Raw genomic sequence first — 11353 nt, 5'->3', positions numbered from 1 at the left:
CCGACGACGGTGGCAGTGGCGGTGGCCAACCAGCTCAGGCAGGCGGCGACGCCCCGTTCCCGGCCGGGCGCCATCGGCGGGCGCGGCCCTTCGGGGCGGCAACAGCGGCCCAGGCGACCACCAGAACCAGGCCGCCGCCCGCCCCCGCCACCATCAGGGCACGATGCGTCGCACGGGCGCCCGCCTCGTCCCTCTCCAGACGCACCGGCCGGGAACCGTCGGCCGTCGCGGCCCGGTCGCGAGACGCACCCGGCACGGAGGTGACAGCCCCGTAGGGGTCGAGCCGTGGTACGTCCGCCGGGTACGCGGTGGTGATCAGTCGGCGTGCTGTCTCGGCGGCGGTCAGGCCGGGGTGGGCGGACCGCACCAGGGCGGCTGTCGCGGCGGCGTAACCGGCGGCGAGTGACGGTCCGGAGCCGATGAAGTGGCCCTGCCCCCGGGGACCGATGCCGAGGACGCCGTCGCCCGGTGCGGCGACGTCGGCATGCCTCGGTGTGAACGCGCCCTGCGGCCTTCGGCCCTGCACGTCGACGTCGACGACGGACAGCACACCGGTTTCGGCCGCCGGCCAGTAGTCGGCGGGCGGCGGGGCGGAGGACGTGCTGTCGCGTGAGGCGTCGGGAGCCGCGGCGGCCACGATCAGGGCGTCGTGGCCGGCGGCGTAGGAAACGGCGCTCCTGAGCGTGGCGGAATCGCGTGTCAGCGCCGGGGACACCGCGATGACCCGGGCCCCGGCGTCCACCGCCGCCCGGATGCCGGCTGCGACCGTGGTGTCCGTCGCCGTCCCGCGCTTGTCCGTGCCGCGCACGGCCACGATGCGTGCCTGCCGGGCCGCTCCGGCGAAATCGACGCCCTTCACGGGGGCGGCGGCTATCAACCCGGCCACGAACGTACCGTGGCCCACGCAGTCCTCCCCCGCCTCACCGACCGCGGTGACCCGGCCCGCCAGGGTGGGTGCCATGAGCGAGACCCCGGTGTCGACGACGGCCACCGTCACCCCGGCGCCCGTACCGAACTCCTGTGTTCTGGTCAGCTGCAGGTTCTGCTGCTCCCAGGGCATGGCCTTGGCCACCGTGTCGGAGGCGCCGGTACAGGCGGCCCCGGCCGCCAGCCGGGACGGCATCACCGGCAGCCGTACGGGGTCCCCGGACGCCGCACCGACCGCGGCCATCGGCCCGACCACCATCGTGGACGCGGACAGAAGGCTGACGAGGACCGGCAGCGCGTGACGGCGCCTCTGGCGGCGCGTGATGCCGTGGCCGCCACCGGCGCCGCTCCCGGGCCGGGGCGGAAGGCCGGGCCATCCTGCGGTTCGGGTCATTCGGACACCGCCCTACCCGGCACCGCGTCCTGGGGAAGCAGCAGCCGCAGGTCCTCCAGCCCAGGGGCTGCCATCGTGCTCAGCCGACCGGCCTGACGTGTCATCATTCCCTCCAAAACCTGTCTGGCGAGCCGCGCGTTGCCGAAGGAGCGGTCACGCGGAAGCGACTCGAAGTACGAGCGCAGCACCTGGCCCGTGCCCGGCCCGCACTCGTACCCGGCGGCGGCCGCGTGCTGCCGCACGATGGTGACCAGTTCGTCCGAGGAGTAGTCGGCGAACTCCACCCGCCGGGAGAAGCGCGAGGAAAGGCCCGGGTTGGAGGACAGGAAGCGCTCCATCTCTGCGGTGTAGCCGGCGACGATGACCACGACCTCGTCCCGGTGGTCCTCCATGAGCTTCAGCAGGGTGTCCACCGCCTCCTGCCCGAAGTCCGACCCGGCACCCGCTCCGGTGGGGGTCAGGGCGTAGGCCTCGTCAACGAACAGCACGCCTCCCAGGGCCCGTTCGAATACCGCCCGGGTCAGCTGCGCCGTGTGACCGACGTACCGGCCGACGAGGTCGGCACGCGCCACCTCGACGAGCTGGCCCCGCGGCAGCACGCCCAGCGAGAGGAGCAGTTCGCCGTAGAGCCGCGCCACCGTGGTCTTTCCGGTGCCCGGCGGCCCGGTGAAGACCAGGTGGTGGCTGATGCGCGGCGCGGGCAGCCCCGCGGCTTCCCGCTGGCGGGTGACGGACAGCAGGTTGACCAGATCGGTGACGTCGCGTTTGACGGCTGCCAGGCCCACCAGGTCGCCCAGGCGGGCCAACGGGTCACCGTCCGGGCCTCCGCCGGCCCCGTCGGCGGCCGCGCGTGCGGCTTCCTCCCCGATGTCCTCGGGGAGGAGCAGTTGGAGGTCCTGGTCGGTCATGTCCGTCAGCGTGGCCAGGCGGGACGCCTGGCGGTCCACCATCCCCTCGAACACCTGGCGGGCGGCGCGGCCGTTGCCGAAGGTCGCGTCCCTGGGCATGCGCTCGAAGTGCACGGCAAGGGCCTTGCGCGTGGTGTCGTCGAGCACGTACTGGTGCCCGGAGCACATGCTCTCGACGATCGCCACCAGTTCGGGCACCGCGTAGTTCTCGAATTCCACAGTCCGGGAGAAACGCGAGGCCAGACCGGGATTGGAGGCCAGGAACGCCTCCATCTCGGCGGAGTACCCGGCGGCGACGACCACCACGTCGTCGCGATGGTCCTCCATGAGCTTGAGGAGGGTGTCGACCGCTTCCCTTCCGAAGTCGGCGCCGGAGCCACGGCTGTCGGAAAGCAGGGTGTAAGCCTCGTCTATGAACAGTACGCCGCCCAGGGCGCGGTTGAACGCCTCGGTGGCCTTGATGGCGGTGCCGCCGATGACCTGCGCCACCAGGTCGGCCCGCGAGACCTCGACGAGGTGTCCCGAACGCAGTGCGCCGAGTTCGGCGAGGACCGCCCCGTAGAGTCGGGCCACGGTGGTCTTGCCGGTACCGGGAGGGCCCGCGAACACGAGGTGACGGCCCATCGGCGGGGCGGGCATGCCGAGCTTGGCCCGGCGCTGGGCCAGACGGGTCAGGTTGACCAGCGTACGTACCTGGTGCTTGACGCTGCTCAGGCCGATGAGGGCGTCGAGGGTGCCGAGTGGCCCGTCCGCCCGCGTGAGCCGGGCGTCCACGTCGGCGGCACCGTCCACCCCGGCGGAGCCGTAGGTTCCGTCGGAGCCCCAGGCGTCCCGCTTGCCGTTGCCGGTGCTGGTCAGTCCGTCGACGGCGAGCCGCTCACCGGGCCTGGACTGGACGAGTCCGCCGCCGCCGTTGTCCCGGACAGTGCAGTTGACCACGGACACCGGGTCGGTGGACTCGACGCACAGACCGTCTTCCGTACTGCCGCTGATCTCACAGGAGTTGAACGAGCCGCGCCCGCCGTCGGCGACCAGGACCCCGTGCCTACCGCTGCCGACCACCCGGAGCCGGGTCGCGGTCACCTCCCCGCCGCCCTCGACCATGACACCGGACTCCTCGGCCTCGGTGATCTCCAGGTCCCGCACAGTCATGATGCCGTCGGCGCCGATCGACACGCCGCCGGCGGCGGGCGCGAGGACCGCTCCGCCCCCGATGTAGACGTTGCCGTCGTCCTCGGCCCTGACACCGCAGCGGCCTGCACGCTCGATGGTGCAGTCCTCCAGCCGGCCCCGGCCGTCTTTCAGGACTTCCACCCCGTGCCCTCGCGGCGCGTTGATACGGGCACGTCTGACCAGCGGGTTGGCACCCGTGCGTATGGAAATGCCGGATCCCAGGGCGTCGGTGGCATCGAGCCGGTCCAATTCGGCGGCCGAGTCCTCCTCCAGCAGCACCGCGGTCGCCGCGCAGTCCCTGACGGTCAGGCCGACCAGGACGGGAGAGGCGTGTCCGCTCACCCGGAGGGCGGGGGCCTGAGCCGCGTCCAGCCAGCAGTCCTCGTACGTGCCCCGGGAGCGTTCGGTGACCAGGAGCCCATGGCCCTTGGTCCGTGCCGTGCGGCATCGGCGGACGACGGGGTCGCTGCCACCGCTGACCACGATGCCGGCGCCGGTGGTGCCGGTGACACGCACATCCTCGAGTTCCGTCCTGGCCCGGCTGGCGAGTTGAACCCCCGTGCTGGTGTCGTGCACCACGGTTCGCAGTACTCGCATGGTGCTGTTGCCTTCCAAGGCGACGGCGGGCTTGTCGGTCGAGGAGATGTCGCACTCCTCGACCGACCCCTGGGCCTCTCCGTTGGCGAGTACACCATTGCCGCGAGCATCACGAACTGTGCAGCCGCGCAGGGTCATCCGGCCGCTTTCACCGATGACCACCCCGGAGGTGCCGAGGTGCTCGATCGTGCAGGACTCGACGGAACTCTCCACCGTCGAAGTGACCACGACGCCGGCTCCCACAGGATTGCTGACCCGGCAGTCCCGTAGGGCGAGCGAGCCGGCGGCCCGGGCCAGCAGGGCCGTCCAGGCGGAGCCGATGACCTCGCAGCCGTCCATGGCCACCTGTCCGCGCGGCGCGTCGATGACGGGCAGTTCCTCGTCGCGTCCTCGCAGCACCAGGTCGGTGAGCATGACGGCTTCGGCCCTGAGTACCAGAGCGCTGCCGCGACGCGGCGCTATCTGGACACTGCCGCGGGCCTGCTCCGCCACGATGGTGACCGGGGTGGTGATGGTGAGGTTCTCCCCGTATGTGCCGGGAGCTACGCTGACGACGGCACCGCTACGTGCCCTGGCCAAGGCCTCACCGATCGTCCGAAAGCCGTCGGATCCCTCAGGGCTGACCCTAAGTACCTGGCGTGACACGCGCATTCCTCCTTCTCGTGGCCTCGCAAGGCCACGAGCCCGCCCCCGAATTGCCTTGGGTCACCATCATGCCGGGTATCGCCCTGCCCAGCTGACCTGATGCGGAGCAGGACTCCAGCTCCTGAGGGTGACTTGAGCTTTATGATTACTTGGTCGCGGTCGGCTCCCCGTCGATCACACAGAGGCTGCTATGTCTTGTCAAGCTGCTTGAGGATCTCCTCCTCGTTCGGCCGGTTCCTTCGTTCAGTGATCTTGAAAATCTGACGGCAGATGCTGCGCTTGAGGCACCGCTGCGCGTCGCGGGAGCTCTAGCCTTCGCTGACACGGCGGGCGACGTACGTCTTGGTGGCGCGGTCCAGTCGCGTCCTGATCAGGATGATGGTGTGCATGGCTCGGTTCAGCCGGCGGTCGCCGCCCCGGTTGAGCCGGTGTTTGTGGTCAGACCCGAGGAGGCGGGGATCAGTGTGACCCCTGCGAAGGAGGCGAAGGCCGCTTCGGAGCCGAATCGGCCCTGGTGCGGCCGGCTGACCAGGATCTGTGCTCCAGTGATCGCGCCGATGCCAGGCAACTCCAGCAGCTCTGGCGCATCTTCGTGAACGAGCTGGAGGAGCTCTTTCTCCCGCTCGCGTGCCTCGGCCTGCGGATGGCGCATGCGCTGAGTCTAAAACTGCCGATCATCGTTGACACCTGGGTCTCTGATCACTAGGAGATCCACATGTCGAAGACACCGCCGCTCGATCGCGAGGCCAAGCGGCGCCTGGCCGTCATACGCCATGTCGAAGAGGTCACCGGCAACGTCGCCATGAGTTGCCGGTACTTCGGCATCAGTCGGCAGGCCTACTACATCTGGTATCGCCGCTACCAAGCCGAGGGCATCGAGGGACTGCGCACTCGCTCGAAGGCGCCCAAGCACAGCCCAAACGCCACGCACGTTGAGGTCGTCGGGAAGATCATCTATCTCCGGCAGAATTACCACTTCGGGCCCGAGAAGATCGCGATGTACCTCAAGCGGTATCACGACGTCACGATCAGCAAGTCGGGCGTGTGGCGGATCCTCAAGCGCCTGGACATGGGCCGCCTGCCGGCCTCTCAGCAGTACAAGCACCACGACCGCCGTTGGAAGCGCTACGAGAAGCAGCTGCCCGGCCACCGCGTGCAGATCGACGTGAAGTTCATCGAACCGCTCGCCTCCATGCCCCAGGGCCGGCGCGGCGGCCGCAACAAGTACTACCCGTTCACGGCGATCGACGACTGCACCCGGCTGCGGGTCCTGAAGATCTGTCCGACGCTCAACCAGGCCACTGCCATCCAGTTCGTCGACTACGTCCTGCAGAGGCTGCCGTTCCAGGTGGAGGTCATCCAGACGGACAACGGCGCCGAGTTCCAGTCCGCCTTCCACTTCCACGTGCTCGACAAAGGCATCGGCCACGCCTACATAAAGCCCCGCACACCGCGCCTGAACGGGAAGGTCGAACGCTCTCACCGGATCGACGGCGAGGAGTTCTACCGGCTCCTGGAAGGCGTCATCATCGACGACGCCGAGGTCTTCAACGACAAGCTGCGCGAGTGGGAGGACTACTACAACTACCATCGCCCACACGGCGGCGCCTCGGCGGCCGGACTCCCTACGTACGCCTCAAGCAGAAGACCGCGCCCCAGGCGTAAACGATCATCGTCGGTTGCACACCGACAGCCTTCCTTCCTCACGTACTAGCCGCTCTCGACTCGTCAGCCGAACGCGTCTGTTTCGCTCAGGACGACTGGTCTTCGCCTGCCCGCAGCAGCGCTGCCATGCCCGCCCATGACCGACGAAGCCGGTGCCAAGCGCGGAAGCTCGGCTCGGACCCCGGGTCGATCGCAACGTCGGATTTCAGGGGAGGTGGCGATCTCAAGTACCGCAACCGAAGCATGTGAACTGAGGTGCTTCACCAACTGCGAGTTAGGGCCTATTGGTATCCCTCGACACGCCTCTGACCAGGCGTTTTGTGTGGTTGGTCGAGAGTGAGGCCAAACGGCGGCGGTGAAATGGGGTTGAGAACGGCAATCGAAGCATGTCGCACTACGTGCTGCGCCAACTTGCCGGTTCTTGACCTGATGTGAGGGCGGAAGACGCGCCTGCGAGCATGATCGCACGCGATCTGTTGCCGGAGCGGAGCTGCGCTTCCTACGACGACGAAGAACCCCGCACCTGGTACCAGGTGCGGGGTTCTTCTGTCCTTGCGAGCGTGTGGCGAACGAGCGCCGCTAGTGAGCTGGTCCGGAGATCCTGTCGCAGTAGCGGCAGATCCGGTCGATGATCTGGTCGGCTGTCTTGGTCCAGCGGAACGGGCGGGCCTGTTCGTTCCAGACCTCGATCCATTTCTCCAGGCAGCGGCGCTGCAGTTCCGCGAACCAGCGTTCTACCTGGTTGATCCACGACGAGTACGTGGGTGTGAAGTGCAGAGCGAAACATGGGTGGGCCACCAGCCACTTCTGCACGACTGGCGCCTTGTGCGCGGAGAGGTTGTCGCAGATCACGTGGACTGCCAGGCCGGGTTCCACCTCGTGGTCGAGCAGGTCCAGGAAGTCGCCGAAGTCCTCGGCGGCATGACGGGCGGACACCTTGCCGATCACTTTCCCGATGGCGGTGTCCAGCGCCGCGAACAGATCGGCGGTGCCGTGCCGGATGTAGTCGAAACTGCGCCGCTCGGGGACACCGGGCAGCATCGGGAGCACGGGTGCGGTCCGTTCCAGTGCCTGGATCTGCGGTTTCTCGTCGACCGAGAAGACCACCGCGTTCGCCGACGGGGCCAGATAGAGCCCGACCACGTCCCGGATCTTGTTCCATTCGTCCCTGCCCGAGCCAGGACGTCCCCGGCTCCGGGCCAGCCAGGCGTCCCGGACGAATCGCTATCCCGCAACAGCCCCTGCGAGTGTAGGCCGACCAGATCAACGACAAATCTCTACGTCAACCGAGTGGTGAACACCGAATTCGTGATAGTCCCAGCTGCACGCCGTCCGCGATGACACCACCGCCCCGGGACATGGGGGGCGCCCGATCCGGGCGGATCTCGCACCCGCGGAACGTGGAAACCTCGACGGAGGCCGTCGCCCGGACAGGGCCGGTGGCGGGCCGACCGTGAGGAGGCCTGACGTCTCCAGCGGGACAGGACGGCTCATGAAGCGAAGTCCGGCAGGCAGAAAGGCCAGAAGAAACCGGGACGGCACGAGCGTCGGCCTTTCCGTCGCAGTCCGGCCAACTCGCCGGATGGCGGACCGGTGTTCGGGTCCGAAAGGACGCTGACGTGAGTCTGTGAGGAGGGACGAAGGCGACCTGATCCAGACCGCGCACCGGCGGCTCGGCCGCCCGGTCGTGCTGGTCCGGGACATTTGCCGAACGGGGCTGGCTCACCGTCTACCAACTCCCGCCCTGCGCACCGGACCTGAACCCGGTCGAAGGCATCTGGTCGGCGCAGCACCACGACCAACCGCGCGTAATTCGGTCACTGTGCGCGGGCGTGGACATACCCCCGCTCGGCGAACGTCGGCATGATCCGGCTCATCGAGTCACCGGCGCTCGATCACGACCCCGAACAGGTCCGGATCTTCTCCCTCGACGCCGTCAACGACGCCGTCGAGTACGCCGCCGCGCACAGCGGGCCGTTCAACCGCACGATCCTCACCCCACCCGCTCGCTGAGGACCGTATACCCCGCCCCGAGGCTCATCACGAATCGTGATCGCCCCCAGAGCGGATTGCGTCTGGGTCGGGCGGTGCGCCGGTGCTGGACTTGATCCATGACGGAGCGCCGCCCAGGTGTGCGGCGCGGACCCCGTCGTATTCCTCGCCAGGCCCGATCGGAGACGTCCATGCCTCTCATCCACGTTCAGCAGACCCCCGGCAAGACCACCGAGCAGAAGAGCGAGCTCGTGCGTGAGCTGACCGAGGCCTATGTGCGGGCGACCGGGGCGAAGCCGGAGAGCGTCTGGGTCACCGTCCAGGAGATCGCCACCGACAGCTGGTCGATCGCCGGGGAGACCCTTGCGGCCCGCGCGGCCCGGAGCTGACGGCCTCCGCCTCCGTGGACCGCCGGTCCGGGCCGGACCTCCCCCGTTCCGGTCCGGACCGGCTCCGGGACCGCGGCCGGACACCGGCCGCCCGCCCGCCTCCTGACCCTCTTGACCTCAGGGAAGCCGTTCATGACGACCGCCCCGGCACGCACGCCGTACGCGCTGCTGCTCGCCGTGCTGTGTTCGCTCAACGCAGGCGGCCTGTTCGCCTCCGACATCAACCTCCCGGGCGTCCCCGCCACCGCGCACGCCCTCGGCGCTCCCGTCTCGTCGGTCCAGTGGACCTTCAGCGCCTTCATGATCGGCATCGCCGTCTCGCAGGCGGTGTACGGGCCGCTGTCGGACGCCTACGGCCGCAAACGCGTCATCGTCTCCGGGCTGGGCGTCTTCGTCGTCGCCTCCCTGATCTGCGCAGGCGCGCCCACCATAGGGGTCTTCGGCGCCGGTCGGCTGCTGCAGGCGCTGGGCGCCGGATCGGGCATGGTGATCGGCCGCGCGGTCATCAGCGATCTGTACGAGGAGAAGGAAGCGGCCCGGATGTTCGCCACGGTCATGCCGATCGTGGGCGTCTCTCCTTCGATCGCCCCGCTGGTCGGCGGCTATCTGACCACGTACGTCAGCTGGCGGGCGCCGTTCGTGGTGACCGCCCTGATCGGCCTCCTGACCCTGGTCGTCATGGTCGGCTGGGTGCCCGAGAGCCTGCCGCCCGAGCGGCGCAGTCAGCACCTGGGCGCCACGCTGCGCGGCTACCCGCGGCTGCTCACCCATCCCCTGTTCTGGGCCTACACCCTCAATCTGGTGGTGGCGTACGGCGGTTACTTCGGCTACCTGGCCGCCTCCCCGCTGATCTTCGAGCGGATGGGCCTGGCCACGGTGACCACCAGCTACTGCTACATCACCGTCTCGGTCGCCTATGTGGCGGGCAATCTGACCTCGCGCAGCCTGGTGCGTACCCGTGCGATCGACCGGCTCCTGTGGTGGGGGCACGGGTTCTTCTTCGCCGGCGCCCTGATGATGCTGGCGCTGGGACTCAGCGGCGCGGGGGAGCGGTGGGGGCTGCTGGTCCTGGTCTTCATGCCGGTGATGACCTTCGGGAACGGATTCCTGCTGCCACTGTCCATGAGCGCCGGCGTGACCACCTTCCGGTCGACCGCGGGCTCGGCCTCCGGGCTGATGGGCGCGCTCCAGTTGCTCGGTGCCTCGCTCGGCATCTTCACGGTCAGTCAGTTGCCCGCGGGGGACCTGTTCAGCCTCGGCTGGTACGTCGTCATCGCTTCCCTGCTGGGAGTCGCGGCCTTCCGTGTCTTCCTGACGCTGGCCGCACGGCGGACGACGGCTGCGGCCGAGGAACCCGCGCCAGTGGGGGTGGGCTAGAACAGATCGCGGGCCGGGGCAGGTATATGGACAGTAAATTTCTGCCGCAAATCCTGTGAGGCGTGGGAAGATCACCTCCGTGACAGTGACCCTGCCTGGCAGGGGGTACGGGGGCCCAGTGGAATTGCGTCAGATCCAGTACTTCGTGGCCGTGGCCGAGGAGTTTCATTTCGGCCGAGCCGCCGAGCGTCTGAATATCGGGCAGCCGGCCGTGAGCCAGCAGGTCCGGCGGCTGGAAAGGGAACTGGGCGCGGATCTGTTCGACCGATCCCGTCGCACTGTTCAACTCACGCCGATCGGCCGGGAACTACTGGCCGAGGCGCAGGAGATCCTGCGCGCGGTGGATTCGTTTTCAGCCAAGGCCAGAAAAATGGTGGCGCGGGAGAGCGACACTTTCCGGCTCGGTATCAGTTCGGCGCTCGGGCGGCGACTCGACTATTTCCTGGACGCCCTGCCCCGGCACGAGTCGAGCACCCGCTTCGAATTCCAGACACTCGGCGTGCAGGAACGTCTGGAGGAACTGCGGGCCGGCGCGCTGGACGCCGCCTTCGTCCGGGGCGTCGAGAGCGCGCCGGGGCTGACCCTGCTCACCCTCTGGTACGACCCGCTGGTGGTGGCCCTGCCGGCCGCGCACCCTCTGGCCGAAAAACCCGCCCTCCACCTGCATGATCTCGCCGAGATCCCGCTGCGTATCGCCGATCGGGGCCAGAACGAGGTGCTCTACGACTCGGTGCTGCTGGCCTGTCGGGAGGCCGGTTTCGAACCGGTGATCGGCCCGCCCTTCACCGGTCTTCAGGACACCCTGGCCGAAATCGGCGCAGGCTCGGTCGGCTGGACCCTGGTGTATCCGACGGCGATGAGTGCAGTGTCCTCACGGCGCGTCGCGCTTAAAAGGCTCGTCAATTTTCCGATCACCATGCGAATGTCACTCGCGCTTCGCCCGGACAGTGACCAGAAGTGGTCCTCGATGCTTTCCGAGGCCTGTTCCCGGGTGCGTCGGCAGGTCGCCGAGGAGAATGCGGACATTCTCGGGAAATTGAACTGAGTGCGATTCGATTTCATATAGTCGAAACAAGCGGCACTTGCTCTGCCGATGTCGACGATGATAACGTTCATGACGCCTTTGGGGGATTGCGCTCAGCAATACGACAAGGCAGCTGCACCGCAGAGAACTCCGGGCCTGTCCGGCGTGATTCCGTCCGGGAATCCGCCGATCCGCCATGCAGGCCCGTTGCAGTGCGAAACGGTAACGGGGGACGAAAAATATCGGCGTCCGAATGGTGCCG

The 11353-nt window shown here is 68.4% G+C and carries 8 protein-coding genes and 2 pseudogenes; 6 read left to right on the top strand and 4 right to left on the bottom strand.

Annotated features, from left to right (window positions below; translation table 11 throughout):
* Window positions 1-34: 34 nt before the first annotated feature.
* From ACIBTS_RS02265 to ACIBTS_RS02255, 3 genes are all read right to left on the bottom strand, one after another.
* On the bottom strand, window positions 35-1321 hold the full coding sequence (locus tag ACIBTS_RS02265) for a S8 family serine peptidase (protein WP_399315914.1): 1287 nt from the start codon (window positions 1319-1321) through the stop codon (window positions 35-37).
* Window positions 1318-4650 (bottom strand): right-handed parallel beta-helix repeat-containing protein, encoded by a 3333-nt coding sequence (locus ACIBTS_RS02260; RefSeq protein ID WP_399315913.1) that lies wholly within the window; start codon window positions 4648-4650, stop codon window positions 1318-1320. The genes ACIBTS_RS02265 and ACIBTS_RS02260 overlap by 4 nt, the downstream gene beginning before the upstream one ends.
* 391 nt (window positions 4651-5041) lie before the next feature.
* A complete protein-coding gene (locus ACIBTS_RS02255; RefSeq protein ID WP_399315912.1) occupies window positions 5042-5296 on the bottom strand; it encodes a transposase in 255 nt (84 codons plus the stop codon).
* Between the two features lie 63 nt (window positions 5297-5359).
* On the opposite strand from ACIBTS_RS02255, the pseudogene ACIBTS_RS02250 reads away from it, so the two are divergent.
* Window positions 5360-6309, top strand: a pseudogene (locus ACIBTS_RS02250) (IS481 family transposase).
* Window positions 6310-6888: 579 nt separating this feature from the next.
* On the opposite strand, the gene ACIBTS_RS02245 reads toward ACIBTS_RS02250, so the two are convergent.
* Entirely contained in the window at window positions 6889-7512 is a 624-nt protein-coding gene (locus ACIBTS_RS02245; RefSeq protein ID WP_399315943.1) for an IS630 family transposase, read from the bottom strand.
* 430 nt (window positions 7513-7942) lie between these two features.
* Here ACIBTS_RS02245 and ACIBTS_RS02240 point away from each other — a divergent pair.
* The 5 genes and pseudogenes from ACIBTS_RS02240 to ACIBTS_RS02220 all read left to right on the top strand — a co-directional run.
* Window positions 7943-8093: pseudogene (locus ACIBTS_RS02240) on the top strand (DDE endonuclease); the annotation flags it as partial.
* Between the two features lie 79 nt (window positions 8094-8172).
* On the top strand, window positions 8173-8322 hold the full coding sequence (locus ACIBTS_RS02235) for a hypothetical protein (RefSeq protein WP_399315948.1): 150 nt from the start codon (window positions 8173-8175) through the stop codon (window positions 8320-8322).
* 170 nt (window positions 8323-8492) lie between these two features.
* Window positions 8493-8690, top strand: a complete 198-nt coding sequence (locus ACIBTS_RS02230; RefSeq protein ID WP_356058151.1) for a 4-oxalocrotonate tautomerase family protein — start codon at window positions 8493-8495, stop codon at window positions 8688-8690.
* A gap of 132 nt (window positions 8691-8822) precedes the next feature.
* Complete coding sequence (locus ACIBTS_RS02225) at window positions 8823-10067, top strand: multidrug effflux MFS transporter (RefSeq protein ID WP_399315911.1); 1245 nt, start codon at window positions 8823-8825, stop codon at window positions 10065-10067.
* 118 nt (window positions 10068-10185) lie between these two features.
* Window positions 10186-11112 (top strand): LysR family transcriptional regulator, encoded by a 927-nt coding sequence (locus ACIBTS_RS02220; RefSeq protein WP_399315910.1) that lies wholly within the window; start codon window positions 10186-10188, stop codon window positions 11110-11112.
* Window positions 11113-11353 lie beyond the last annotated feature (241 nt).

Source organism: Streptomyces sp. NPDC050121, assembly GCF_044460385.1.
GTDB lineage: Bacteria > Actinomycetota > Actinomycetes > Streptomycetales > Streptomycetaceae > Streptomyces > Streptomyces soliscabiei.
Note: the sequence above shows the minus strand (reverse complement) of the source record. Positions and strands in the feature narration are given on the sequence as shown.

What these genes read in the sequence shown, in the direction of transcription:
- ACIBTS_RS02265 (WP_399315914.1), bottom strand. Translation starts at nt 1,321, where the DNA reads ATGACCCGAACCGCAGGATGGCCCGGCCTTCCGCCCCGGCCCGGGAGC.
- ACIBTS_RS02260 (WP_399315913.1), bottom strand. Translation starts at nt 4,650, where the DNA reads ATGCGCGTGTCACGCCAGGTACTTAGGGTCAGCCCTGAGGGATCCGAC.
- ACIBTS_RS02255 (WP_399315912.1), bottom strand. Translation starts at nt 5,296, where the DNA reads ATGCGCCATCCGCAGGCCGAGGCACGCGAGCGGGAGAAAGAGCTCCTC.
- ACIBTS_RS02235 (WP_399315948.1), top strand. Translation starts at nt 8,173, where the DNA reads ATGATCCGGCTCATCGAGTCACCGGCGCTCGATCACGACCCCGAACAG.
- ACIBTS_RS02230 (WP_356058151.1), top strand. Translation starts at nt 8,493, where the DNA reads ATGCCTCTCATCCACGTTCAGCAGACCCCCGGCAAGACCACCGAGCAG.
- ACIBTS_RS02225 (WP_399315911.1), top strand. Translation starts at nt 8,823, where the DNA reads ATGACGACCGCCCCGGCACGCACGCCGTACGCGCTGCTGCTCGCCGTG.